We start from the raw sequence: 24,268 nt of genomic DNA on the forward strand, positions 1-24,268 counted from the left end.
CGCAGCCAGACTCCTGCCAGGAGGCGCGTATCAACTGTGGGAGGGCTCCGTGGACGAGCAGCTCGCGAAGATCGACGCGGAGTGGGCCGCCCTGGGGCGCCCTCCCGACGTCGGAGACATCGTCTGGTTCATCGGTCCGCGCTGAATCCTGGGCCCAGCCAGCCCTCGGCTCAGGTGCGGCGGTCGAGGATGCCCAGCGCCATCATCGCCACCAGGAACCCGTAGGCCACCTGCTCGGGCCGGTTGGCGTATGCCAGGAGCTCCGCCACCGTCCGGTTGCCGTCGATGCGCGGCAACAGCTCCGCCTCCCAGCGCTCCAGCTCCACCTCGTTGAGCTGGTAGGCCGGCGCCACCGCCGGAATCAGCCGATCCTCCGGCTGCAGCAGCCGACGCAGGCGCTCCGGCTTGTAGAGCTTCTTCACCCCGCGGACGATCAGGTTCGCCGGGTGCAGGTCCAGCTTGATGGACTCCGTGGAGGCCTTCTCCTTGAAGCTCATCACGTAGGTGCCGTCCTCCCACGAGAAGAGCGAGTAGATGATCGCCTTCACCTGCTGGCCCACGTAGTACAGCCGCTCCGTGTCCTTGAGCAGGCCGCGCTCCACCAGCACGTCGCCCGTGCGCCGGTTCGTCTTGTTCGCCACCGTCGCCGCGTCCTGCAACTGCTCGGGCCGAATCTTCCCCACTCGCACCAGGAACTGGCCGAAGCGGTCCGCCAGCAGGTTCGACAGCGCGAACACCGGCGTGCCGTGCTCGAAGTACACCACCTTCTTCACCTTGCCCCGCTGCACGCCCAGCTCGCCCGTCTCGCGCGACAGGTAGAAGGCCGTAATCAGCGCCGGCAGGTTGTCCTTCAGCTCGCCCCGGCGCATGCCCGGCCCGCCCGCTCCCGCCGGCACCGGATCCGGCGGCCGCCCCGGCTGCGGCGGACGCACCTGCGTCACCGGCGCCTTCTGCATGGGGTTGGCCGTAAGGTTGGCGCCACGAATCTCCGCCGAGAGGTTGCCGCCGCCCGTCACCTTGATGCGGCCGGTGAGCTCCATCGCGTCCTGCGGCCCCTCCTCCTCCACGTCGATGTCCAGCTCCACCTCGAACGCGTCCTGCATCGAGGCCACTGGCACCGCCTTCTTCTCCGGCGGCACCAGCTTGCCCACCGCCTCCAGCAGCTTCTGCGCCTCGAAGGGCTTCTCGAAGTAACCCGCCGCCGAGTACTTCTGCCGGGCCTCCAGCGCGTGCTTGCCGCCCTTGAACACCCCGGTGATGAAGAGCAACGGCAGTGCGGGCTGCTCTTTACGCAGGGTATCAGCCAGGTGGTAGCCCATCATGTCGGGCAGGAGGATGTCGATGACGGCCGCGGCCGGGGGCTGCGTCCGCCCCAGCTCGATCGCCTGCTTGCCGCGGCTGGCGCCGCTCACCTCGTAGCCCGCATCCTCGAAGAGCTGTGTGAGAAGGGAGAGGAGCTCCGGGTTGTCGTCCACGACGAGGATTCGAGGGGCCATCGAGGGCCCTAACCTAGCAAAACCTCGGGGCCGGGATCAGGAAACTGTTTGCGCTCCCAAAGGGTGCATCCCGGCCGCCGGAAAGATAGGTTGGCGCCCTCGTGAACCGTCTCCTCCCGCATCCCCGCCTACTCGCCTGCCTGCTGCTCCTGGGGCTTGGAGTGCCAACTTCTGGCCACGCCCAGGAGACTCCCGAGGAGGATGGAGGTGTCACGGTCCCCGCGCCGGACGCCTCGGTGGGTGAGGGTGGCGCCGATCGCGACAACCCGGAGGGTGAGGACGGGGTGGGCCGCGTCGTCACCGACTGCCACAGCACCGCCGACTGCTCTCCCCGCTTCGCCTGCACCCAGGGCAAGTGCAAGTACAGCGGCATCCGCGAGGCGGAGCGCGTGGGGTGCCTGCTGGGGCCCGAGGCGGCGGTGATGCTCGTGGGCCTCGGGCTGGTGGTGGTCACCTGGAGACGGAGGCAGGGGTGAGGCTGGGCTTCAAGGCGGACAGCCTGCTGGAGCGCGTGGCGGACTTTCTGAACCTGGCGCCGCGCCCGGTGGTGCAGGCCTTCTTCGGGATGATGGCGGCGCGCACGTTGATGGCGGGCGTGCGGCTGGGGGTGTACACGGCGCTCACCGAGGGGCCCGCCACCTCCGAGGCCCTGGCCGAGCGGCTGAAGCTCTCGCCCGAGGGCACGCGCGCGCTGCTGGAGGCGCTGATCTCCTGCGAGGTGGTGACGCGCAAGCGCGGCCGCTACTCCCTGGACGAGCGGGCCCAGCGCTGGTTGGACCCGCGCTCCTCCCAGTACATGGGCGCCTTCCTGGAGTTCAACTACGCCCAGTGGGACTGGTGGAGCCAGTTGGAGAACGTGGTGCGCACCGGCAAGTCGGTGGACATCCACGACTTCGCCCCGGAGGACCCACGCTGGAAGGACTACATCCACGCCATGCACCAGCTGGCGCGGCTGGCGGCGCCGGAGGTGGCGGGCGCCATCTCCCTGCCCCGAGGCGCGCGGCACGTGCTGGACCTGGGCGGGGCCCATGGCTGGTTCTCCGCCGAGCTGTGTCAGCGCAACAAGGGGCTGAAGGCCACGGTGCTGGACCTGGAGGGCAGCGCGCGCGTGGGGCGGGAGATCATCGCCGCCGCGGGGCTGACGCACGTGGTGACGCACCGCGAGGGCAACATCCTCACCTCCGAGCTGGGCGGCCCGTACGACGCGGTGCTCGTGTTCCAGGTGCTCCACCACCTGTCGCCCGCGCAGAACGTGGCGCTGCTGCGCCGGGTGCGCGCCGCGCTGGCCCCCAAGGGCACGCTCGCCGTGCTGGAGTACCTGCGCGAGGACACCGAGGCTCCGCCCTCCACCGCGGCCCTCATCGGCCTGCACTACTTCCTCACCTCGAAGGCGGCCGCGTACAGCTCCGCCGAGGTGGAGGGCTTCATGGAGGACGCCGGCTTCCGCATCACCAAGACCCAGACGGTGCGCCACCTGCCGCTGCAGACGCTCATCCTCGCCCGCCCCGAGTGAGCGCGCCCGCTCGGCCCCCGAACGACCCACGGCCCGGCGCGAATGGGCCGCCCGCCCTGCTCTCCCTGCGTTAGCCTCGAGCTCTCTCGCGATGTCCTCCGCTCCCTCCGCCCCCGCTTCGTCTCCGGACGTGCCGCTCGTCGTGGACCTCGACGGGACGCTGGTGCGCACGGACACGTTGCACGAGAGCCTGCTGGTGCTGCTCAAGCGCAACCCGCTGCTGCTGGTGCTGGCGGCGCTGTGGCTGCTCAAGGGCAAGGCGGCCTTCAAGGCGGAGGTGGGCCGGCGGGTGCAGCTGGACGCCGCGCGCCTGCCCTACAGCGAGCCGCTGCGGGCCTTCCTCACCGAGGAGAAGGCACGGGGGCGCAAGCTGGTGCTGGCCACCGCGGCGGACCAGAGCATCGCCGAGGCCGTGGCCGCGCACCTGGGCCTGTTCTCCGAGGTGTACGCCAGCGACGGGCGGGTGAACCTCTCCGGCGCGCGCAAGCTGGAGCGGCTCAAGCAGGCCCACCCCGAGTTCGACTACGCGGGCGATGGCGAGGTGGACTTGGCGCTGTGGCGCGAGGCCCGGCGGGCGCTGGTGGTGCATGGCTCGGCGGGGCTGCAGCGCAAGGTGCGCGCGCTGGGCCGTGGCGAGGTGCGCGTGTTCGAGGCGTCCTCCACGGGCGTGCGCACGTGGGTGAAGGCGCTGCGGGTCCACCAGTGGGCCAAGAACATCCTCGTCTTCGTGCCGCTGATGGCGGCGCACAAGGGCGCCAACCTGGGGCTGCTCGTGCAGGCGGTGCTGGGCTTCGCGGCCTTCAGCCTGTGCGCCTCCAGCGTGTACGTGCTCAACGACTTGCTGGACCTGGACTCGGACCGGCGGCACCCGACCAAGCGCCGGCGCCCCTTCGCCTCGGGAGACCTGCCGGTGCGGGCGGGGGCGGTGCTCGCCCCGGTGCTGCTGGTGGCCGGCTTCGCGGTGGCGCTGCTCCTGCTGCCGCTGCCCTTCACCGCGCTGCTCGCCACCTACTACGTGGCGACGCTGGCGTACTCGATGCACCTCAAGCAGGTGATGGTGCTCGATGTGCTGGTGCTCGCGGGCCTGTACACGGTGCGCATCTTCGGCGGCTCGCTGGCCACGGGGGTGCCCACCTCGAGCTGGCTGTTCACCTTCTCCATGTTCCTGTTCCTGTCGCTGGCGCTGGTGAAGCGGCTGTCCGAGCTGCGGGGCCTGCGGGCCTCCAACGAGGAGGCGACACCGGGCCGGGGCTACCTGGCCAGCGACTACGAGCAGCTCTCCAGCCTGGGCGTGGCGGCCGGCTACATCTCCGTGCTGGTGCTGGCCTTCTACATCACGAGCAAGGACGTGACGGCGCTCTACGGCCACCCCGAGCGGCTGTGGCTGCTGTGCCCGGTGATGCTGTACTGGGTGAGCCGGGTGTGGCTGCTGGCGCACCGCGGGCTGGTGAACGAGGATCCGCTCGTCTTTGCGCTGCGGGACAAGGTGAGCTACGCGGTGGGAGCAGCGGCGGTGCTGGTGCTGCTGGCCGCCACGTGAGAAGGCCGGGATGAGCGACGCGTTTCAATCCTGGGGGCGCTTCCCGCGCGCCGCGCGGCAGGCAGCGCACCCCATCGTCTGGCAGACGGACCGGCTGCCCGCCACGAGCGGCACGCTGCTGCCCTACGGCCAGGGCCGCAGCTACGGCGACAGCTGCCTCAACGAGGGCGGCACGCTGCTGACGACCGCCACGCTGGACCGGCTGCTGGGCTTCGATGCGGCCACCGGCGTGGTGCGCTGCGAGGCGGGCGTCACCCTGGACACGCTGCTGCGGCTGGCGGTTCCTCGGGGCTGGTTCCTGCCGGTGACTCCGGGCACCAAGTTCGTCAGCGTGGGTGGGGCGATCGCCAACGACGTCCACGGCAAGAACCACCACCGCGCCGGTACCTTCGGGCGGTATGTGCGGCGCTTCGAGCTGCTGCGCTCGGATGGCAGCCGGCGCGTGTGCTCGCCGGAGGAGAACCCGGACTGGTACGAGGCCACGGTGGGCGGGCTGGGGCTCACGGGGCTCATCCTCTGGGCCGAGGTGCAGCTTCGGCCCATCCACAACCCCTTCGTCCTCACGGAGACGGTGCCGCTGGAGAACCTGGACGCGTTCTTCGCCGTGTCCCGCGAGTCGGAGCCGGACCACGAGTTCACCGTGGCGTGGGTGGACAGCCTGGCGCGGGGCCGGAAGGTGGGCCGGGGCCTGTTCTATCGGGGCAACTTCGCTCCGCCGCAGTTCGACGGGCTGCCCCTGGCCAAGAGCCACCTGAGCCACGGCTCGGGGCTGGCGGTGCCCTTCGACATGCCGGGCTTCAGCCTCAACCGGCTGTCGGTGGCCGCCTTCAACGCGCTCTACTACCGCGCCAACGTCCTCAAGCGCGGCCAGCGCCTGCAGCACTATGACCCGTTCTTCTATCCGCTGGATGCGGTCCAGGGATGGAACCGCATCTACGGGCGCGACGGGTTCCTCCAGTTCCAGTGCGTGGTGCCCCACGCCACCGCGCGCGCCGCGATCCAGGAGATCCTCGAGCGCAGCGCGCGCGAGGTGCCCAGCTTCCTGAACGTGCTGAAGACGTTCGGCGGCGTGCCCTCTCCGGGTTGGCTGTCCTTCCCCCGGCCCGGAGTGACGCTGGCGCTGGACTTCGCCAACCGGGGCGAGCGCACCTGGCGGCTGGTGGCGGAGCTGGACCGCATCACCCGCGAAGCCGGCGGCGCGGTGTACCCGGCGAAGGACGCGCGGATGAGCGCGGAGAGCTTCGCGACGTACTTCCCACAGCTCGAGCGCTTCAAGGCGTACGTGGACCCCGCCTTCTCCTCTTCCTTCTGGCGCCGGGTGACGGTGGCGCCCGCGGTGCAACCCGCTGCGCTTCCGCTACAGGAGGGTGCCCCGCTGCCCGCGGTCCCTCTGAGATCCTCCCTATGAAGAAGGTCCTCGTCCTCGGCGCCACGAGCGCCATTGCCCAATCCACGGTGCGGCTGCTCGCCGCGCGTGGGGCCTCGCTGTACCTCGTGGGCCGCAACGCCACGAACCTGGACGCGGTGGCGAAGGACGCGGCCACGCGCGGCGCCGCCAAGGTGGAGCAGCAGGCGCTAGACCTCAACGACACCGCCGCGCACGAGGCGCTGGTGGAGCGCGCGACCCAGGCCCTCGGAGGACTGGACGGGGCGCTCATCGCGCACGGCGTGCTCGGAGACCAGAAGGCATGCGAGCGCTCCTGGGTGGACGCCGAGCAGGTGCTGCGCACCAACTTCCTGAGCGCGGCCTCGCTGCTGACGGTGCTGGCCAACCGCTTCGAGGCGCAGAAGGCGGGCACGCTGGTGGTCATCTCCTCGGTGGCGGGAGACCGCGGCCGGCAGAGCAACTACGTGTACGGCGCCTCCAAGGGTGCGCTGAATGTCTTCCTCCAAGGGCTGCGCAACCGGCTGGCGCCCTCGGGGGTGGCGGTGGTGACGGTGAAGCCGGGCTTCGTGGACACGCCGATGACGGCGCACCTGCCGAAGAACAAGCTGTTCGCCTCACCGGACAAGGTGGCCCGGGGAATCCTCCGGGCGGCGGATGGGCGCAAGAACGAGGTCTACGTCCCAGGCATCTGGGCGCTCATCATGCTCATCATCCGCTCCATCCCCGAGGGCATCTTCAAGCGGCTGAAGCTGTGACGCCCAGAGAGCCTCCTAACCTGGGTAAACCTGTCCGACATCAGACAGGTTGGGCGGCAGCGCCGCTGGGTGGCCTCGGAAGTACGACTCGGAGCCAACCTGGCGCTGCGCTGTCTTCAGGACTTGGCGGGCGGCTATGCACATGAGAAGCGGCGGTCCTCTCTCGGGAGTTGGGCCGTCACTCACTTACCTGAAGGGGATTAGGCTCGCTTGCAAAGCGCCGCAGGTGCCTCCACACTTACCACGTGGTCTACGGCGCACAGAACCTACAAGGTCCTGCCACTCTGGCTGACATCGAAGCCCTTCCCGAAACCATCAGAGGGGAGATCATCGATGGAACCCTCTACATCCATCCTCTGCCAGATCCGAGGCACGGCTATGTTGTCGGTGCTCTTCTCGCAGCTCTGCGAACCATAGGTCGGTCTCGAACCCTTCCCTCGGAGAGCTGGTGGATCATCTTCGCGCCCGGCATCCAAGCGAGAGGTTCTCCGGAGTTTGTCCCGGACATTGCAGGCTGGCGCCAAGACCGCTTCCCAGTGCTACCCGAAGAGCGGTGGACTGAGGCTCCCGACTGGGCCTGCGAGATCCTCTCTCCGACCACGCGCTCTTACGACCAGCGCATCAAGCGCCCCTTCTATGCGCGCATCGGCGTCCGCCACCTCTGGTACGTCGATCTGGAGGCCCGGACGCTCACTGTCAGCGAGCTGACCGATGGACGCTGGGTCGAGCTGGGCGTGTATGGCGAGGACGACGTCATCCGCGCAGCCCCATTCGACGCCATCGAGCTGAAGCTCGGCGAGCTTTGGCCTCCCCTCCGAACGCCCTGAGCAGCCAGGAGAGCGTTCCCGCATATATAAGGATGCGGGCCACGCCCCCTGTGCGCCACCACCACACACTGTGCGACTTGGCGTCCCTGTCGCCACCCGGCATTCTTCGCGGCCGGAGCCCCTTCCGTCGCATGCACAACACCTTCGCCTTCCCCCGTTCCCTCCGCTTCGGGGCGAGCCTCCTCGCGCTCGCCGCCGCGGGCCTCCTCGCGTCCTGTAAGGGCACGGCCTCCGCTCCTCCGGCGTCGACTCCGCCCGCTGCGGCGTCCTCCACGCCCACGCCCGCCGCGCCCCCGGCGCCCGTGCTCACGGCGCCCGCCACCCTGGCCACGGACATGGCGGAGATCGTCACCCGCTACCGGCAGAACATCGTCCTGGCCGCGGACTCGGCCACGCTCGATGACGAGACCCGGGACAAGGTGGCCGTCGCTGGCCGGATGATCTTCGAGCAGAACCGGCACGCGCTGGAGGAGCTCGGCGAGCAGTTCGGCGAGGAGCTGACCGCGGCGGCCAGCAGCGCCGCTCCGCCTCCGGGCATCACCGCGTTCCTCGAGCGGCTGGAGAACTCCCCCGAGCTGCGAGACGGCGACAAGCTCGCCTTCAAGGACACGGTGGCGGACCTGCGCGCGGCCATCGAGTCGCTGCCGCAGTCCCCGGCCTGGAAGGCCCCGCTGCTCACCCGCATCGAGGAGGACCAGAAGGCGCTCCAGGAGATCCAGTCGCTCTACGAGAAGGAGCTGAAGGAGATCTTCGGCCGCTACGAGACGCGCGGCATGACGGTGCGCCGCGAGGCCTGGGAGTCGTACCTGGCCTTCCTGAAGACGCTCTTCACGCGCGACTCCATCCTCAAGGCCTTCGAGGACTCGCTGCAGTCACTCAACGAGGGCATGCGCGGCAAGGGGCCTCGCAAGGAGCACGCGTTCATGCTCACCGGCCAGTCGCTGCCGGACAAGACGCTGGTGCTCACCTTCGACGACGGTCCGCACCCGCGCCACACGGCCGCCATCCTCGGCATCCTCGAGAAGTACAAGGTGAAGTCCATCTTCTTCGAGGTGGGCCAGAACGTCGCCGTGCCCGCCAAGAGCAAGGGCACCGATGCGGGCACCACGCTCAAGCGGACCTCCGCCTCCGCCTCCACGGAGAAGATCATCCAAGGGGGGCACCTGCTGGCCAACCACTCGCTCACGCACGCCTTCCTGCCGAAGCTGAGCGAGGAGCGGCTGACGCAGGAGATCGACAACTCCAAGCTCATCATCGAGCAGGTGTCCGGCACGCCGGTGCAGCTCTTCCGGCCGCCCTACGGCGCCTTCAACGCGCGCGTGCAGACGGCGCTCACCGAGCGCGGCATGAAGGCGTTCCTGTGGAACGTGGACTCGCTGGACTGGAGCGATCCCATCCCCACCTCCATCGCCAACCGCGTGGTGCAGGAGGTGGACAAGTACGGGCGCGGCGTCATCCTCCTGCACGACGTCCACAGCCAGTCGGTGGAGGCGCTGCCGCTCATCCTGGAGACGCTGCAGGCGCGCGGCTACCAGTTCGTCCTCTGGGATGGCACAAACGTCCTCGGCGAGGCCACGGAGGACGGCGGCACCCGGAGCATCATCGCGCCCACGCCCGCCCCCACCCCCTCGGAGACGAGCCTGTACCGCGAGAGCTTCGCGGTGGTCATCGGCATCAACGCGTACCAGAAGTGGCCCAAGCTCTCGTACGCGGTGAATGACGCCGAGGGCGTGCGCGAGATGCTGGTGAGCAAGTACCGCTTCAAGCCGGAGAACATCCAGGTGCTGCTGGATGGCGAGGCCACGCGCGAGAAGATCCTCTCGGCGCTGGGCGACGTGCTCTCCAACCCCGACAAGGTGCACCGGGACGATCGGGTGTTCGTCTTCTTCGCGGGCCACGGGGTGACGCGCAAGCTGCCCAACGGCAAGAGCCTGGGCTACATCGTCCCGGTCGACGCGGACACGAGCAACTACCAGAGCCAGGCCATCTCGATGACCAACTTCCAGGACATCAGCGAGGCCATCCCCGCCAAGCACGTCTTCTTCGTGATGGACGCGTGCTACAGCGGGCTGGCGCTCACGCGCGGCGGGGCCCCGGGCGGCGACGTGCGCAAGTACCTCCAGGAGATGACGCGGCGGAGCACGCGGCAGGTGCTCACGGCGGGTGGCGCGGACGAGCAGGTGGCGGACCAGGGGCCCAACGGGCACTCCATCTTCACGTGGACGCTGCTGCAGGGCATGGAGGGCAAGGCGGACCTGAACACGGACGGCTTCGTCACCGCCTCGGAGCTGGCGGCATACGTGGGGCCCACGGTGTCCTCGCTGTCGCGGCAGACGCCGGCCTTCGGGAGCATGGTGGGCAGCGAGGGCGGCGAGTTCATCCTCCAGCTCAACCACGACGGGGAGTTCCTCACCGAGTCCTCCGAGCAGCTCGACGCGGAGGCCATCCGGCTCAACGCGGAGCTGGACAAGGTGCGCCAGGCGATCGCCGAGAAGCAGCAGCGCAACCAGGCGCTGGCGAAGCAGTTGGCGGAGGCCCGCAGCCAGCTGGCGAAGCTGGACGACGGGGGCACCCCCGCGCTGGTGGCCCCGAGCCTGGCGCCCGCGCAACTGGCCCGTCAGCACAACGACCAGGGCCTGACGCTCTACCGGGAGAAGCGCTACGCGGAGGCGCTCGCCGAGTTCAAGACCGCCGCCGTGCTGGATGCCACCAACGCGCAGGCCGCCAACAACGTGGGCTTTGTCCTCTTCAAGGTGGGCGAGTACGAGGAGGCGGCGAAGTGGCTGGAGAAGACCGTCGCCCTGGACGCGGGCCGGGCCGTGGCCTACCCCAACCTGGGAGACGCCTACGACAAGCTCGGCCGCACCGCCGACGCGGCGAAGGCGTACGCGCGCTACCTGGAGCTGCTGCCCGCGGGGCCGGCCTCGGGGGCCGTGAAGGCCAAGCTGGCGGAGCTGCGCCCGTAAGCTCGCCTGCCTGACAGGCTTTCGACACTGAAGTGGGCCTCATGGCTGTTAGCCATTGATGAGCGGCTCGAATGAGCCAGAGTGGACCTATACCCACCCCGCCACGCAAGGAGCCGCAGTGTCCAACCCCACATCCGAACTCGCGGCAACCGGCGTCGCGGGGCTCGATGCCATCCTCCGAGGAGGCCTTCCCCGCAAGCGCATCTACCTGCTGCAGGGAGAACCCGGGGTGGGCAAGACGACGCTCGGGCTCCAGTTCCTCCTGGAAGGCCAGCGCCTGGGCGAGCGGGGCCTCTACGTCACCCTCTCCGAGACGGAGGAGGAGCTGCGAGCCGTGGCCTCCTCTCACGGCTGGGCGTTGGACGGCCTCGTCCTGCACCAGCTCTCCTCGCTCGAGGAGATGCTCCAGGCGCAGCAGCAGAACACCCTCTTCCACCCCGCCGAAGTGGAGCTCCACGAGACCATCACCAAGGTGCTGGACCTGGTGGAGCGGACCCGGCCCCTGCGCGTCGTCTTCGACTCGCTCTCCGAGATGCGGCTGCTGGCGGGCGACTCGCTGCGCTACCGCCGGCAGATCCTCGCGCTCAAGCAACACTTCGCCGGCCGCAACAGCACCGTCCTGTTCCTGGATGATGGGACGGCCAACGGCGGAGACCTGCAGCTGCAGAGCCTCGCCCATGGCGTCATCGCCCTGGAGAAGCTGTCGCCCGAGTACGGGGCGACGCGGCGGCGGCTCGAGGTGGTGAAGCTGCGGGGCGTCGACATCCGCAGCGGCAAGCATGACTACTGCATCATGAAGAACGGGCTCCAGGTCTTCCCCCGACTGGTGGCGTTGGAGCACCACAAGGACTTCACGCGCGAGAAGCTGCCCAGCGGCGTGCCCGAGCTGGACGCCCTGCTCGGCGGAGGAATCGAACGCGGCTCCAGCACCCTCCTGCTGGGGCCGGCGGGGACGGGAAAGTCCAGCCTCGCCGCGCAGTACATCGCCTCGGCGGTGCAGCGCCAGGAGCACGTGGCGATCTTCACCTTCGACGAGAACATCAGCACCTTCTTCGCGCGGGCTTCCGGCATGGGCCTGCGGCTCGAGCAAGCCGCCGCCGAGGGCCGTCTCTCCTTGCGGCAGGTGGACCCAGCCGAGCTCTCCCCGGGAGAGTTCGCTCACCTCGTCCGCCAGGCCGTTGAGCAATCCGGGGCGCGCGTCGTCATCATCGACAGCCTCAACGGCTACCTGATGGCGATGCCCGACGAGCGTCACCTCATCATCCAGATGCACGAGCTGCTCACCTACCTGGCGCAGCAAGGCGTCTCCACGCTGCTGGTGGTGGCGCAGCACGGGCTGGTGGGGAGCATGCAAGCCCCCGTCGACATCACCTACCTGGCGGACACCGTGATGCTGTTCCGCTTCTTCGAGGCGGCCGGCAAGGTGCGCAAGGCGCTCTCCGTGCTGAAGAAGCGAACGGGCACGCACGAGGACACCATCCGCGAGTTCCAGGTCGACTCGGATGGCGTCCATGTCGGCCCGCCGCTCACGGGCTTCCGGGGCATCCTCACCGGCACGCCTTCCTACATCGGGCAGGACCAGGCCCTGCTGAAAGAGCAGGCATAGGCCGTGGTGGGTACGCACGAGCAGCGCATCCTCGTCCTCGCCCCCACCGGGCGGGACGCGGCCCTGGCCTGCGAGGTGCTGAACAAGGCGGGCCTCGCCGCCGAGCCTTGCCGGGACATCCTCGCGCTCTGCGAGGCCTTGGAGGTGGGAGCCGGCGCGGTGTTGCTGGCCGAAGAGGCACTCTCTCCCCAGGGGCAGGGCCATCTCTCGGAGTGCCTCCAGCGGCAACCCTCGTGGTCGGATCTTCCGGTCGTCATCTTCGCGGCCACCATCGAGAGCGTGGCGGCCACGACGCGGATGCAGCAGATGCTCGAAGTCCTGGGCAACGTGACGTTCGTGGAGCGCCCCATGCGCGTGCCCACGCTGGTGACGGCGATGAGGGCGGCCTTGCGCGCCCGCGGCCGGCAGTACATGGCCCGGCAGACCCAGCTCGCCCTGGAGCAGCAGGAGGAATCCGCGCGCCACCGGGCTGACTTCGAGCAGCAGCTCATCGGCATCGTCAGCCATGACTTGAGAAACCCCCTGAACGCCATCCACCTGACCGCCACCACGCTGATGCGGCGGGAGGATCTCGACGCGCGCACCACCAAGGCCGCCGTTCGCATCCAGAGCTCCACCGAGCGGGCCACCCGCATGGTGCGCGACCTGCTGGACTTCACCCAGGCGCGGCTGGGAGGGAGCATTCCCGTGAAGCCCCAGCCGCTGAACCTGCACGAGCTCACCCGCCAGGTGGTGGACGAGGTGCAGATGAACTACCCCGAGCGGGAGCTCCAGGCGCGGCATGAGGGGGACGCACAAGGCCATTGGGACAGCGACCGCATGGCCCAGGTGCTCACCAACCTGCTCTCGAACGCGATGAAATACAGCCCGGAGGGGACACCCGTGACGGTGGTGACGCGCGGGGTGGGCGACTGGGTGACGCTCGAGGTGCGCAACACGGGAGACCCCATCACGGAAGAGACGCGCTTGCGCCTGTTCGAGCCCATGCAGCGGGGAGCCACCGAGGTGGGCAGAACGGAGCGCAGTGTCGGGCTGGGGCTCTACATCGTCCGCAACGTGGTGGAGGCGCACCAAGGCACCATCGACGTGCGCTCCACGCAGGAAGAGGGCACCCTCTTCACGGTGCGCCTGCCGAGGCAGCCTCCCAAGCCATAGCAGCGGAGTTACTTCACGACGAAGGCGAGGATGCGCTCGAAGAGCCAGGGCTGATGGCCCAGCCAACGCACCACGGGCCTGCGCAGCCTCGGGCGTCGGGCCAGCACGAGCAGCGCGCGCGCCATCCACGCATACTTGCGGAAGGTCTGCTGGAAGACCCGCTCATAGGGCAGCAGCGTCTCGCGCGTGGCGCCCTTTACCAGCGCATCCGGCAGGAGCTGTCCCAGCGCCTCGGCACAGGTGAAGGCCAACGAGAGCCCCTCCCCCGTCACCGCGTCCACGTACCCGGCCGCGTCCCCGACCAGCGCGAAGCGGTCCGCCACCCGCGCCCGAGCCACCCGCTCCAGCGGCCCCGCGCCGCGCGCCTTCGAGTCTGGCTCCGCCGCGCTCAACCGCTCCGCCAGCGACGGGAAGCGAGCGAGCAGCGCATCGAAGGAGACGTGCTCCAGTCCGCCATCCTCCCAGAGGAAGGCAAGCCCCACGCGCTCGGCTCCGGCCGGAGTTACATACGCCTCCACGCCGTGGGCGAAGTGGACCTCCACGTAGGGCGTCCACGGCTTCACCTTGAAGTGCCGCCGCAGCCCGAAGCGCCGAGGACCGCTCACCGCCACCTCCAGCCCCTCCGCCCGCCGCAGCGGAGAGCCCAGCCCATCCGCCGCCACGAGGAAGCGCGCCGCCACGAGGCCCTGAGGTGTCTCCAACTCCACGCCTTCGCTTACGCGCCGATGGCTCACCACCGCCGTGCGCTCCCGCAGCTCCACTCCCACCTCTCGCGCCCGCGCGCTCAGCGCCAACGACAGCGCCACCCGCCGAACGCCCAGCCCGCCCGGCGCGGGCAGCAGTCCCTCCGCCGTGCTGCCATCCTCCTGCACGTAGCGAATGCCCACGAAGGGCGAGCAGTCGCCGCTGTCCAGCAAGGTCCGCGCGCCGAGCCGCTCCAGCACCTCCAGGCCCGAGGGCATCAGCCCCTCGCCGCACGCCTTGTCCGCCGGCACGCTGGAGCGCTCCACCACCACCGTGCTCAACCCCCGCCGCGCCGCGGTGATGGCCACCGCCAGCCCCGCGGGCCCGCCGCCAGCGATGGCGACGTCGTACCGCTTCATCCCTCCTGCTCCGAGCGGACGAAGGCCAGCGCGCTCTTGGCCATCTCCACCGCGAGCCCCACCGCGCCCACCTTCTTCGGAGGCTTCAGCTCGCCGCTCAGATAGCGCCGCAGCGCCTCGGTCCGGCGCAGCTTGCCGCTAGAGGTGCGGGGCAACGTCCCGGGGTCCAGCATCCGCACGGTGTGCGGACGAATACCCGTGCTCTCCACCACCGCCGCGCGAACCCGCTCCTCCACCGCCGCGTCCTCCCCCTCCAACCCGGCGCGCTCGGCGAGCAGCAAGAGCGCCTCGTCCTCGCTCCCCTCTGGCGTGAAGCCGAGCGCCACCGCGCAGCCGGCACGCACCCCGTCCACCCGCTGCAAGCACTCCTCGAAGGCCTGGGGCGCGTGGTTCGCCCCACGAATGATGACCAGGTCCTTCGCGCGGCCGGTGAGGTACAGCTCGCCGTCCGCCACGAAGCCCAGGTCTCCGGTGTCCAGCCAGCCATCGGAATCCAGCGACCGCGCCGTGGCCGCCGCGTCACCGAAGTACTCCTTCATCAACGAAGGCCCGCGCGCGAAGACGCGCCCCACGTGCCGCTCGGCCAGCGCATGGCCCAGCTCATCGCGCACCTCGACCTCGAAGCCGGCCACGGGGCTGCCCACGGACACGAGGGCGCGAGAGCCTTCCACCACCCGCCCCTCGCGGGCCAGCACGCCCATGTCCACCTCCAACGACCGAGGCCCTCGGCCGCCCGGCGGGAAGGTGACAGCCAACGAGGCCTCGGACAGACCGTACACCGGCCGCAGCGCGCCGGCGGAGAAGCCAAACCGCCCGAAGCGCTCCACGAAGCGGCGCAGCGTCTCCAGGGACACGGGCTCGGCGCCATTGAGCGCGTGGCGCCACGCCGAGAGGTCCACGCCTTGGAGTTCCTCGTCCTTCACGCGCTTGAGGCACAGGCCGTAGGCGAAGTTGGGCGCGGGAGAGATGAAGGCCTTGTGGCGCGAGAGGGCGCGCAGCCACAGCGCGGGCCGGGCGAGGAACACCTCGGGAGGGATCAGCACCATGCTGCCCGGGTAGTACAGCGCCGAGAGCAGACAGCCGATGAGCCCCATGTCGTGGTACAGCGGCAGCCAGGACACGCCCACCGCGGGTATGCCCGGCGCCACGGGGCTGGCGGCCTGCAGCGCGGCCAGCTGCGCCATCAACGCCGCATGGGTGAGCGCCACGGGCTTGGGGTCCACCGTCGAGCCCGAGGAGAACTGGATGAGGCCCAGCGCCTGAGGCGACACGGCCACCGCCAGCGCCTCCTCGCCGCGAGACACCTCCTCCACGGTCCGACAGCCGAGCCTCGGCCGAGCTGCCTCCACCGAGGGTCCCAGCAGCAGCTTCACCTTCAAGTCGGTGAGCACCACCGCCGCGCCCGTCACCTCCAGCATCCGCGCGGTGGAGCGGTGGTACTCCTCGAGCCGTCCCAGCCGCACCGGCGGGTAGAGCGGCACGGGCACCGCACCGGCCAGCAGCGCGCCGAAGAACGCATCCATGAAGCCCGGAGAGGTGGGCAGGAGAATCGCCACCCGGTCCCCCTCCCCCACGCCCAGGCGCCGCAACCCGGCGGCGGTGCGCTGAGCCCGGCGGTACACGTCCGCCCACGGCATGGGCGTCTCCCGCTCGGAGGCGTCCACGAAGATGAGCCCCAGCTCCGTGCGCGCCGTGGCGGCGAGCATCTCCGTGACGGTGGCGTGCTTCACCTGCGGCAGCGCGGGCCCCTTCATCGCGGCTCCTCCGGCGTGGCCACCACGCGCGTCACCACCAGGCTCGCCAGGTCCTTCACGGTGTGAATGCCCGCGCCATCCTCCTCGGACAGCTTCACCCGGAAGCGGTTCTCCAGCCCCACGGCGAGCACCGTCAGCCCCAGGCTGTCGAGCTGCAAATCACGAAGCAGCTCCTGCGAGGGCTCCACCGCCCCCTTCCACTCCAGCTCCTCGACGAGGATGCGGCGGATCTCCGCCACCACCTCGACTTCCAGATCAGCCACGGCGCACCTCCGGGATGAACCGAGGACGACCCTCGAAGGCCCGCGCATACCCCATGCCGAGCGCGGCCTCCTCGGCGCGGATGCGCACGAAGAGCAGGGCCGCGTTGCCCACGGTGAAGACCACGGCCGTCAGCCACGCGCCATGAATGAGCGGCACGGCGAGCAACTCCAGCACCACGGCCACGTAGTTGGGGTGACGCAGGAAGCGATACGGCCCGCCCGTGACGGGAGCCAGGTCCGGCACGACGATGATGCGCGAGTTCCACCGGTCCCCGAGCGTGGCGATGGCCCAGTAGCGCAGGCCCTGCGCGAGCACCGCCGCGCCGAGCGCCACCCACCCCCAGGCTCCGGGAAACGGACGCCTCAGGAGGAACACCTCCGCCACGCACGCGAAGAGGAACAGGGTGTGAAAGACCACCATCACCCGGTAGTGGCCCTGCCCCCGCTCGACGCCGCCGCGCGCGAAGGCCCGGGCCGCGTTGCGCTTGGACAGCCACAGCTCCACGAGCCGCTCGCAGATGAGCAGCCCCATGAACCCGAGGAACACCGCCTGCGTCGCGCTCACCATCGCAGCAGCACCAGCTCGGCGCAGAAGCCCGGCCCCATCGCCATCATCACGCCCCAGTCCCCGGGCTTGGCCTCCTGGGAGTCCAGCATCTCGCTGAGCACGAAGAGCACGGAGGCCGAGGAGAGGTTGCCCACCTCGTTGAGCGAATTCCACGAGCGGGCCAGGGCATTCTTGGGCAGCTCCAGGCTGTCCTCGAAGGACTGCAGCACCTTGGGGCCACCGGTGTGCGCCACCCAGTGCCGGATGTCCGAGCGCTTCAGCCCATGCGGAGCGAGGAAGTCATCCACGTTGCGGCGGATGTGGTCACTCACGAGCTGAGGCACCTTGGCCGACAGCACCACCTTGAAGCCGGTGTCGACGACATCCCACCCCATGATGCGCTCGGTGTCCGGGTAGAACACCGCCTGCGAGGCCACCACGCGAGGCCCCTTGGACTTCGCCTCCGCCCCCTGCATCACCACGCACGCGGCCCCATCTCCGAAGAGGCCCGAGGCGATGATGTTGGGGATGGACAGGTCCTCGCGCTGGAGCGTGAGCGAGCACAGCTCCACGGAGAGCACGAGCGCGGTGTGGCCAGGAAAGCCGCGCAGGTAGTCGGCGGCCCGCGCCGTGCCCGCCGCGCCCGCCACGCACCCCAACCCGAAGATGGGCGTGCGCTTGATGTCATTGCGAAAGCCCAGCCGGTTGGTCAGCCGCGCCTCGATGCTGGGCGTGGCCAGGCCCGTCACGGTGACGAAGAAGATGTGGTCCACGTCGCGCGGAGTGAGCCCCGCCTTGTCCAGCGCCTCGCGCACCACCTTCTCGCCCAGCTCGGTCGCGACGCGGATCCACGCGTCATTGCGTTGCTGGAAGGTGACCATCGAAGGGTACTGGTCGACGGGCACGGCCAGGAAGCGCCCGGAGACGTTCACCGCGCGGTGGAGATCCTCCAACCGCTCGAGGTTGAAGTGCTTGGTGGCCCACAGGGCGCGGAAGGCGCTGATGAGCTGCTCCTGGGGCACGTAGTGCGACGGCAGGCCGCGTCCAACGGCGCGGATGAAGGGAGCGGGGGCCTGCGTGGGTAGGCTGTGCATGAAGCTCCTTCCAGAGAACTCTCGCCTTAACCAAGGAACGCGGCGGAAGCGACCGGGGAAGGGTGCATTGGAGCCCCCCTGACGCCCCCAGCGGCGCATTGTCACACGGATGACAGAGCGAGTTCCTTCAGCCGACACCTGACGCGAGACTTTCCCGTGGCGAACAGCCGCGCCTCACCGCAGGCGTCGGCACGCGGAGCTCTTCACCGCCAGGAACACGCGCGAGCCGACCACCACGCCCAGCTCGCGCACGGCCGCGTCGGTGACCCGCACGGCGAGCGGCACGCCGGCCACCTCCACCATGAGGACACGGTCCGCCACGCCAGCCTCCTCCACGCGGGACACGGCGCCCTCCAGCACGTTGCGCGCGGAGACACCGGTAAGCGGCGCCATGGACAGAAGGATGTCCTCGGCGAGCACCGCATAGGCGGCACGCGCCCCCGTGCTCAGCTCCGGGCCCTCCGGCACCCAGAGGCCCAGGCCCTCGGAGACGCGCAGGCGCAGCCCGCCTCCCGCCGGCCGCTCCAGCACGCCCTCCAGGATGTTCTCCTCTCCCTCCAGCCCCAGCACCCCACGCGCCGCGCCGCCGAACACCCGGTCCGCGGGGCCCACCGCTCGCACGCGGCCCGCCTCCAGCAGCAGCGCTTCCTGGGCCAGCACCCGCGCCTCGCCGAGCTGATGGGTGACGTAGAGCAGCGGCACCCGCGCCTCGTCCCGGATGCGCAGCAGGTAGGGCAGCACCCGCTCCTTGAGGGCCACGTCCAGCGCGGCCAACGGCTCATCCAGCAGCAGCAGCGCCGGATCCGTCGCCAGGGCCCGCGCGAGCGCCACGCGCTGCCGCTCCCCGCCCGAGAGCGTGGCCGGGTAGCGGTGCAGCAGCGGCTCCAGCTCCAGCAGGGCCACCGCCTCCTCCACGCGCGAGGGCCGCCCCTTGCGCACGCCGAAGCGGATGTTCTCCCGCGCGGTGAGGTGGGGAAAGAGCAACGAGTCCTGGGGCACGTAGCCCATGCACCGCGCCTCGGGAGGCACCTCCACGCCCGCCATCGAGTCCATCAACACGCGGCCGCCCACCTCCAGCCGTCCCCGCGCGCCGCGACGCAGCCCCGCCAGCGTCTCCAGCAGCGACGTCTTCCCCGAGCCGGAGCGCCCCATCACCGCCACCGACGCGGAGGAGAAGCGCACCTCCACCTCCAGGGTGAAGCGCGCCAGCGGCAGTCTCAGGGATACCTCCATCATGCGCGGACCCGTGCGCCCCGTCGGCGCGCCAGGACCTCGGTGGTGAAGATGGCGGCGAAGGCGATGAAGGTGGCCACGCCCGCCAGCCGCAGCGCCTCCGCGTCCTGCCCGAGCTGGGTACGGTGGAAGATGGCGAGCGCCAGTGTCTGGGTGCGCCCGGGGATGTTGCCCGCAACCAGCACCGTGGCGCCGAACTCTCCCAGGGCGCGCGAGAAGGCGAGCAACGTACCGGTGAGCAGCCCGCGCCAGGCCAGCGGCAGCGTCACGCGGAAGAAGGCCCGCGCGCGCGAGTCACCCAGCGTGCGCGCCACCGCCACCAGCCGAGGATCGACCTCCTCGAAGCCCGCGCGCGCCGAGCGCACCAGGAGCGGAAAGGCCATCACCGCGCTGGCCAGCACCACGGCCTTGGGCGTGAAGACCACCTCGATGTCGAGCGAGTCCAGCACACGCCCCAGCGGCCCGTTGCGCGCGAGCAACTCCAGCAGCACCAGCCCCACCGCCGTGGGCGGAAGCACCAGCGGAAGCACCAGCAGCGTCTCGACGAAGCCCTTGCCGGCGCCCTCCCACCGAGACAGGCCATAGGCCACCGCCACTCCGGCCGGCAGGATGAGCACGGTGGCCAGCGCGGCCACCGCCAACGAGAAAAGGACGAGTGAAAGCTCGCCCTCCATCACGGCGAGGGCTTCCCCGCCAGCACGGTGAAGCCATGGCGCTCGAAGATGCGCCGCGCGATGTCCCCCTGAAGGAAGCGCACGAAGGTCTGGCCCCCCTCCGAGGCCTTGCCCTTCGACAAGGCGGCCACGGGGTAGACGATGCGCGGCCCCTCTTTCTCGGAAACGGAGAACACCACACGCACGCGCTTCGACATCGCCGCATCCGTGGCGTAGACCACCCCGGCATCCACCCGGCCGGCCTCCACGGCGGTGAGCGCCGCGCGCACATCCAACAAAGGCACCACCTGGGGCTCCAGCTCCTTCCAGACGCCCGTCCGCTCCAGCCACGCCTTGGCATAGAGACCCGCGGGCACCGCCGCCGGATCCGCCAGCGCCAGCCGCTTCACCCCGCGCAGGTCGGCCGCGGAGGCCACCTTCCGCTTCGAGTCCACCGGCACCACGACCACCAACTGATTGGAGAGCAGGTCCGCCCGCGTGCCTGGCTGGAGCAGCCCGGCCTTCTCCACCTGATCCATCTTCGCCACATCGGCCGAGAGGAAGGCATCCGCGGGAGCGCCCGCCACCGCCTGCCGCGCCAGGTCGCTGGAGGCGCCAAAGGCAAACTCCACGGTGGCCCCATGCTCTTGCGTGTAGGCGCGGCCGATCTCCTGGAGCGCATCCGTGGTGCTTGCTGCGGCAAATACCAGCACCCGCTCGGCGGCGGAGGCTGGGAAGGCAAAGGTAAGCAAGAGAGCAAGCAGAGGTGTGCGCAAGAGGGGCTCCTTGAATCCATTGACCCGCATCGGGGTGCCCGATAAATCAAAATTCCGTGTCACGGAATATCCCTATCGAGGAAGACCTCACCGGCGATGCCTCGCGGCTCCAGGAGTTGCTGTTCGCGATGGGCCGGCGTCACTCGCTCCGTGACCCCATCGCCAGCGTCTGCGAGGAGCTCCAGTTCACCCCGCCCCAGGTCCACGCGCTGCTGTGGCTGGGGCGCGACGGCGCGCTCACCATGGGCGAGCTGGCCCGGCGGCTGGGAGTGACCGAGAAGACCGTCACGGGCGTGGTGGATCGCCTGGAGCGCGAGGGCCACGTCCAGCGCGAGCGCATCACCGGCGATCGCCGGGTGGTGCATTGCCGCCTGACGCCCGCAGGGCAGGAGACCTACCAGAAGCTCGATGGCTTCCTGCTCGAGGCGGTGGGACAGGTGCTGGGACTGCTGGATGGCGGGGACCGCGAGGCGCTCTTCCGCATCATCGAGAAGATCACCCGGCGGCTGGACTCGCCCTCCGAGGCAGCGGCGGAGGGGACGCGCGAGAAGTCGCTCTGAGCGCCCACTCGCTCCCTCTGCGGCCCCACCTCTCCTACCCCCAGCCACCTTGCGCCGCGTCCGCGCTGCCTTATCCGGAGAAGGGAAAGGAGCGCGATGAAGGCACGAATGTCCAGTCGGGTGAGCGCGCTGCTGTTGGCGGCGCTGGCCCTGGTGAGCTGTGGGAAGGAGTCGCCCCCCAACGAATCGAAGCCCGAGGTCCCCGCCAGCTCGGAGACGGGCCACACCTCGCGGGAGGTAACGCTGCCCTCCCCCATCGAGGCGCTTGGCTCACTGGCTCCGCTGACGGAGTCGGTCCGGGCCGCCGTGGTGAACGTGGAGGTCCGCGCGAGCGGAGTCCCGCGCCGGGGAACGCCCCCCTGGCAGGGCGAGCGCCGTGGCCTCGGCTCGGGCTTCATCATTGATCCGACGGGGCTGGTGCTCACCAACAACCACGTGGTGGAGAACGCCGTGGAGATCCAGGTGCAACTCCTGGACGGCCGCCAGTTCCCGGCCGAGCTGCTGGGAACGGATCCGCTGACGGACGTGGCCCTGCTGCGCCTGCGAGGGCAGAACGTGAAGGAGCTGCCGGTGGTGAAGCTGGGAGACTCGGACGCCATGCGCGTGGGCGACTGGGTGCTGGCCATCGGCAACCCTTTTGGCCTGGCCTCCAGCGTGAGCCTGGGCATCCTCTCGGCGAAGGCGCGTGACATCCAGGCGGGTCCATATGACGACTTCCTGCAGACCGACGCGGCCATCAACCCGGGCAACTCGGGGGGCCCGCTCTTCAACATGAAGGGCGAGGTGATCGGCATCAACACGGCGATCGCGGGAGGAGGCACGGGCATCGGCTTCGCGGTGCCCAGCAACCTGGTGCAGGTGCTGCTGCCCCAATTGGAGAAGGAGGGCGCCGTCACCCGTGGCTGGCTCGGGCTCGGAGCGCAGGACCTGACGCCGGCGCTGGCCGAGGCGCTGGGGCTGACAGTGCGCAGCGGCGCCATCGTGGTGAGCGTGGAGGAGGGAACTCCGTCCGCCAAGGCGGGCCTGGAGCCGGATGACGTCATCGTGTTCCTGAACGAGAAGCCCATCACCTCGGCGGGCTCGCTCACGCGCGCGGTGGGACTGATGCGGCCCGGCACGGAGGTGCGGCTCGAGCTCTACCGAGAAGGGAAGAAGCACGAGCGCCAGGTGACGCTGGGGACGCGGCCGGACCTCGAGGGCCTGGCCACGCGCGGGGTGCCGCACACGGAGGAGGAATCCCAGCAGCGGGTGGGGCTCGGCGTGAGCGACGTGGCACCGAGGCTGAGCGCGCAGGGCGTACCGCGAGGTGCGCTCATCACGAACGTGCTGCCAGGCTCCGCGGCCGAGCGCGCCGGGCTGATGCCGGGGATGGTGGTGGTGGAGGCCAACCAGAAGCCCGTGCGAGGAGCGGCGGACTTCGTGCGCACGCTGCGCGAGGCGGCGCCCGGCAGCGTGCTGCTGCTGCGCGTCCAGGTGGAGGACACCCGGGCGCTGCGAGCGCTCACGCTCCCCGATTAGCCGTGCCGGCCTCCTCCGAGGGAGGAGAAGCGAGCAGCACACGGGGGTGCAGCAACAGGGCGATGGCCTCGCGCACGGTCCAGTAGAAGCGGTCCACCGTATCGAGGTTTCGCTCGGTGAGCAGCGCGGGGCTGGTGGCGACCTCGAGGCCCTGGAGCCGGAAGTACTGGCGCGCGCGCAGCAGGTGGTACGGGTCCGAGACCACCACCACGCGGCGGGCGCCCAGCTCGCGCAGCAATCGGGCGCTGTAGCGCGCGTTCTGCTCGGTGGAGTGGCTCTGCTCCTCCAGGACACACGCCTCGGAGGGGACGCCGAGCCGCACCGCCAGCGCGCGCATGACCTGGGCCTCGGACGGAGGATTCACGCCGACGCCACCGGAGAAGACGAGCCGGGGTGCGACGCCTTGCTGGTAGAGCTCCACCGCCTTCTCCACCCGCGCCTGCAGCGCTCCGGAAGGCACGCCGCCCGGCAACACGCGCGCCCCCAGCACCACCAGGGCGTCCGCTGGCGTGGCCCGCTCGCGCTGTCCGAACCGGTCCACGCGCCACGCCAGGCCGAACACGCCGCAGGTGAGCACGCCCACCAGCGCCAGCAGCGGTCGCTGGGCGGAGCCGAGCCGCGCTCTGAGGGCCGAGAGCCACATGGCGCTCAGGGTAGGCCAACCGTGTCGGGTCCTCCACTCCCGCTCACGCGCGCGAGCCGCCAGCCGACGCACCCCGGGTGCGAGCCGCTTCCCGAGGGTGAGCGGACAGGGGCCTGGGTCGAGCTGAGCTCAGGGGGCCGCGCCACGCACCAGCGGCTCCTCGGGAGCCTCCTTCAGCCGCACATCCGCGATCACGGGGTAGTGGTCCGACGCCGCCACGCGCAGCACCTGGCTGCGCAGCGGCACGAAGGCCTCGCTGGCGAGCACATAGTCGATGCGCAGCGCGGGAGAGAACGGCAGCGGCAGCGGATAGGTGCCCTCGGCCCCCTGCCCGCTGGCGGCGAAGACGTCCGTGAGGTCGCGCCGCAGCAGCCGCACCGTGCGCGAGTCCGGCCCGTCGTTGAGGTCTCCCATGAGGAGCTTGGGCCGGGAGTCCTTCGCGAGCAGCGCGGTGATGATCGCGCTCTGGCGCATGCGGATATCGCTGTTGAAGGGCTGCCGGATGAGGTGCGTGAGGTAGATGCTCACCTCGCGTCCGCCCACCTGCATCACCGCATGGACGACGGTGCGGGGCTCGGCGCCACGCGGCACGGGCAGCGGGTACTGGGCCAGCGCCTCCACGGGGAAGCGGGACAGCAACGCGATGCCGTAGGCACCTCCAAAGAGGTCGGTGGTGCGGAAGTGGGCCTGGTACATCAGGCCCGTCCGCTCGGCGAGCACCGCCGCCTGGTCCTGCCCCTGCGCCCGTCGGCTGCCGCGATCGACCTCCTGCAGCGCCACGATGTCGGGCCGGGCCTGACGAATGACCTCTGCCACGCCCTCCAGCCCACGAACCCCGGACTGGATGTTGAAGGTCATCACGCGAAGCTCCCCCTCGCC

General features: G+C 70.2%; 22 protein-coding genes. 11 read left to right on the forward strand and 11 right to left on the reverse strand.

Going from position 1 to position 24,268, the window contains the following annotated elements; translation table 11 throughout:
• Positions 1 to 170 precede the first annotated feature (170 nt).
• Positions 171 to 1,496: a response regulator gene (locus SYV04_RS14525; protein ID WP_321546341.1), complete on the reverse strand. Its 1,326-nt coding sequence runs from the start codon at positions 1,494 to 1,496 to the stop codon at positions 171 to 173.
• Positions 1,497 to 1,597: 101 nt separating this feature from the next.
• Here SYV04_RS14525 and SYV04_RS14530 point away from each other — a divergent pair, with 101 nt between their 5' ends.
• The 9 genes from SYV04_RS14530 (at position 1,598) to SYV04_RS14570 (ending at position 13,245) form a co-directional block, all read left to right on the forward strand.
• Positions 1,598 to 1,972, forward strand: a complete 375-nt coding sequence (locus tag SYV04_RS14530) for an MXAN_6627.5 family MYXO-CTERM protein (protein ID WP_321546342.1) — start codon at positions 1,598 to 1,600, stop codon at positions 1,970 to 1,972.
• Positions 1,969 to 3,009 (forward strand): class I SAM-dependent methyltransferase, encoded by a 1,041-nt coding sequence (locus SYV04_RS14535; RefSeq protein ID WP_321546343.1) that lies wholly within the window; start codon positions 1,969 to 1,971, stop codon positions 3,007 to 3,009. The genes SYV04_RS14530 and SYV04_RS14535 overlap by 4 nt, the downstream gene beginning before the upstream one ends.
• A gap of 91 nt (positions 3,010 to 3,100) precedes the next feature.
• Entirely contained in the window at positions 3,101 to 4,549 is a 1,449-nt protein-coding gene (locus tag SYV04_RS14540; RefSeq protein WP_321546344.1) for a UbiA family prenyltransferase, read from the forward strand.
• A gap of 10 nt (positions 4,550 to 4,559) precedes the next feature.
• Positions 4,560 to 5,957: an FAD-binding oxidoreductase gene (locus SYV04_RS14545; protein ID WP_321546345.1), complete on the forward strand. Its 1,398-nt coding sequence runs from the start codon at positions 4,560 to 4,562 to the stop codon at positions 5,955 to 5,957.
• Complete coding sequence (locus SYV04_RS14550; protein ID WP_321546346.1) at positions 5,954 to 6,691, forward strand: SDR family oxidoreductase; 738 nt, start codon at positions 5,954 to 5,956, stop codon at positions 6,689 to 6,691. Before SYV04_RS14545 ends, SYV04_RS14550 begins: the two co-directional genes overlap by 4 nt.
• A 245-nt stretch (positions 6,692 to 6,936) precedes the next feature.
• A complete protein-coding gene (locus SYV04_RS14555; RefSeq protein WP_321546347.1) occupies positions 6,937 to 7,518 on the forward strand; it encodes a Uma2 family endonuclease in 582 nt (193 codons plus the stop codon).
• A gap of 131 nt (positions 7,519 to 7,649) precedes the next feature.
• Positions 7,650 to 10,484 carry a polysaccharide deacetylase family protein gene (locus SYV04_RS14560; protein ID WP_321546348.1) on the forward strand — a complete coding sequence of 945 codons (2,835 nt, stop codon included), beginning with the start codon at positions 7,650 to 7,652 and terminating at the stop codon, positions 10,482 to 10,484.
• 118 nt (positions 10,485 to 10,602) lie between these two features.
• Positions 10,603 to 12,090, forward strand: a complete 1,488-nt coding sequence (locus SYV04_RS14565; protein WP_321546349.1) for an ATPase domain-containing protein — start codon at positions 10,603 to 10,605, stop codon at positions 12,088 to 12,090.
• Between the two features lie 3 nt (positions 12,091 to 12,093).
• Positions 12,094 to 13,245, forward strand: a complete 1,152-nt coding sequence (locus SYV04_RS14570; RefSeq protein WP_321546350.1) for an ATP-binding protein — start codon at positions 12,094 to 12,096, stop codon at positions 13,243 to 13,245.
• 8 nt (positions 13,246 to 13,253) lie between these two features.
• Here the strand turns inward: SYV04_RS14570 and SYV04_RS14575 are convergent, their stop codons facing one another.
• The 8 genes from SYV04_RS14575 to modA all read right to left on the reverse strand — a co-directional run bounded on the left by SYV04_RS14575 (position 13,254) and on the right by modA (position 20,668).
• The gene (locus SYV04_RS14575; protein WP_321546351.1) at positions 13,254 to 14,348 is read right to left on the reverse strand and encodes an NAD(P)/FAD-dependent oxidoreductase; all 1,095 of its coding nucleotides are present in this window, start codon (positions 14,346 to 14,348) and stop codon (positions 13,254 to 13,256) included.
• Positions 14,345 to 16,102 (reverse strand): fatty acyl-AMP ligase, encoded by a 1,758-nt coding sequence (locus SYV04_RS14580; protein WP_321546352.1) that lies wholly within the window; start codon positions 16,100 to 16,102, stop codon positions 14,345 to 14,347. Before SYV04_RS14580 ends, SYV04_RS14575 begins: the two co-directional genes overlap by 4 nt.
• Positions 16,099 to 16,365, reverse strand: a complete 267-nt coding sequence (locus tag SYV04_RS14585) for an acyl carrier protein (protein WP_321546353.1) — start codon at positions 16,363 to 16,365, stop codon at positions 16,099 to 16,101. The genes SYV04_RS14580 and SYV04_RS14585 overlap by 4 nt, the downstream gene beginning before the upstream one ends.
• Positions 16,358 to 16,933: an isoprenylcysteine carboxyl methyltransferase family protein gene (locus tag SYV04_RS14590; protein ID WP_321546354.1), complete on the reverse strand. Its 576-nt coding sequence runs from the start codon at positions 16,931 to 16,933 to the stop codon at positions 16,358 to 16,360. The genes SYV04_RS14585 and SYV04_RS14590 overlap by 8 nt, the downstream gene beginning before the upstream one ends.
• On the reverse strand, positions 16,927 to 18,006 hold the full coding sequence (locus tag SYV04_RS14595) for a type III polyketide synthase (protein ID WP_321546355.1): 1,080 nt from the start codon (positions 18,004 to 18,006) through the stop codon (positions 16,927 to 16,929). Before SYV04_RS14595 ends, SYV04_RS14590 begins: the two co-directional genes overlap by 7 nt.
• A gap of 174 nt (positions 18,007 to 18,180) precedes the next feature.
• The gene (gene modC, locus SYV04_RS14600; RefSeq protein ID WP_321546356.1) at positions 18,181 to 19,242 is read right to left on the reverse strand and encodes a molybdenum ABC transporter ATP-binding protein; all 1,062 of its coding nucleotides are present in this window, start codon (positions 19,240 to 19,242) and stop codon (positions 18,181 to 18,183) included.
• On the reverse strand, positions 19,239 to 19,913 hold the full coding sequence (modB, locus tag SYV04_RS14605) for a molybdate ABC transporter permease subunit (RefSeq protein ID WP_321546559.1): 675 nt from the start codon (positions 19,911 to 19,913) through the stop codon (positions 19,239 to 19,241). The genes modC and modB overlap by 4 nt, the downstream gene beginning before the upstream one ends.
• Positions 19,913 to 20,668 carry a molybdate ABC transporter substrate-binding protein gene (gene modA, locus SYV04_RS14610; protein WP_321546357.1) on the reverse strand — a complete coding sequence of 252 codons (756 nt, stop codon included), beginning with the start codon at positions 20,666 to 20,668 and terminating at the stop codon, positions 19,913 to 19,915. The genes modB and modA overlap by 1 nt, the downstream gene beginning before the upstream one ends.
• 56 nt (positions 20,669 to 20,724) lie before the next feature.
• Between modA and SYV04_RS14615 the strand changes: the two genes are divergently transcribed.
• Positions 20,725 to 21,228, forward strand: a complete 504-nt coding sequence (locus SYV04_RS14615; RefSeq protein WP_321546358.1) for a MarR family winged helix-turn-helix transcriptional regulator — start codon at positions 20,725 to 20,727, stop codon at positions 21,226 to 21,228.
• Between the two features lie 96 nt (positions 21,229 to 21,324).
• A complete protein-coding gene (locus SYV04_RS14620; protein WP_321546359.1) occupies positions 21,325 to 22,746 on the forward strand; it encodes a trypsin-like peptidase domain-containing protein in 1,422 nt (473 codons plus the stop codon).
• On the opposite strand, the gene SYV04_RS14625 is transcribed toward SYV04_RS14620, so the two are convergent.
• Complete coding sequence (locus SYV04_RS14625) at positions 22,730 to 23,389, reverse strand: YdcF family protein (protein ID WP_321546360.1); 660 nt, start codon at positions 23,387 to 23,389, stop codon at positions 22,730 to 22,732. The two genes, SYV04_RS14620 and SYV04_RS14625, sit on opposite strands and share 17 nt — an antisense overlap.
• 129 nt (positions 23,390 to 23,518) lie before the next feature.
• Positions 23,519 to 24,247 carry an endonuclease/exonuclease/phosphatase family protein gene (locus SYV04_RS14630; RefSeq protein WP_321546361.1) on the reverse strand — a complete coding sequence of 243 codons (729 nt, stop codon included), beginning with the start codon at positions 24,245 to 24,247 and terminating at the stop codon, positions 23,519 to 23,521.
• Between the last annotated feature and the right edge of the window lie 21 nt (positions 24,248 to 24,268).

The organism is Hyalangium ruber (assembly GCF_034259325.1).
GTDB lineage: Bacteria > Myxococcota > Myxococcia > Myxococcales > Myxococcaceae > Hyalangium_A > Hyalangium_A rubrum.

Excerpts from the sequence above, each read along its gene's own strand:
- SYV04_RS14540 (WP_321546344.1), top strand. The coding sequence starts at position 3,101 with ATGTCCTCCGCTCCCTCCGCCCCCGCTTCGTCTCCGGACGTGCCGCTC.
- SYV04_RS14625 (WP_321546360.1), bottom strand. The coding sequence starts at position 23,389 with ATGTGGCTCTCGGCCCTCAGAGCGCGGCTCGGCTCCGCCCAGCGACCG.
- SYV04_RS14580 (WP_321546352.1), bottom strand. The coding sequence starts at position 16,102 with ATGAAGGGGCCCGCGCTGCCGCAGGTGAAGCACGCCACCGTCACGGAG.
- SYV04_RS14545 (WP_321546345.1), top strand. The coding sequence starts at position 4,560 with ATGAGCGACGCGTTTCAATCCTGGGGGCGCTTCCCGCGCGCCGCGCGG.
- SYV04_RS14550 (WP_321546346.1), top strand. The coding sequence starts at position 5,954 with ATGAAGAAGGTCCTCGTCCTCGGCGCCACGAGCGCCATTGCCCAATCC.
- SYV04_RS14525 (WP_321546341.1), bottom strand. The coding sequence starts at position 1,496 with ATGGCCCCTCGAATCCTCGTCGTGGACGACAACCCGGAGCTCCTCTCC.
- SYV04_RS14630 (WP_321546361.1), bottom strand. The coding sequence starts at position 24,247 with ATGACCTTCAACATCCAGTCCGGGGTTCGTGGGCTGGAGGGCGTGGCA.
- modB (WP_321546559.1), bottom strand. The coding sequence starts at position 19,913 with ATGGAGGGCGAGCTTTCACTCGTCCTTTTCTCGTTGGCGGTGGCCGCG.
- SYV04_RS14590 (WP_321546354.1), bottom strand. The coding sequence starts at position 16,933 with ATGGTGAGCGCGACGCAGGCGGTGTTCCTCGGGTTCATGGGGCTGCTC.
- SYV04_RS14560 (WP_321546348.1), top strand. The coding sequence starts at position 7,650 with ATGCACAACACCTTCGCCTTCCCCCGTTCCCTCCGCTTCGGGGCGAGC.
- SYV04_RS14575 (WP_321546351.1), bottom strand. The coding sequence starts at position 14,348 with ATGAAGCGGTACGACGTCGCCATCGCTGGCGGCGGGCCCGCGGGGCTG.
- modC (WP_321546356.1), bottom strand. The coding sequence starts at position 19,242 with ATGATGGAGGTATCCCTGAGACTGCCGCTGGCGCGCTTCACCCTGGAG.
- SYV04_RS14595 (WP_321546355.1), bottom strand. The coding sequence starts at position 18,006 with ATGCACAGCCTACCCACGCAGGCCCCCGCTCCCTTCATCCGCGCCGTT.
- SYV04_RS14620 (WP_321546359.1), top strand. The coding sequence starts at position 21,325 with ATGAAGGCACGAATGTCCAGTCGGGTGAGCGCGCTGCTGTTGGCGGCG.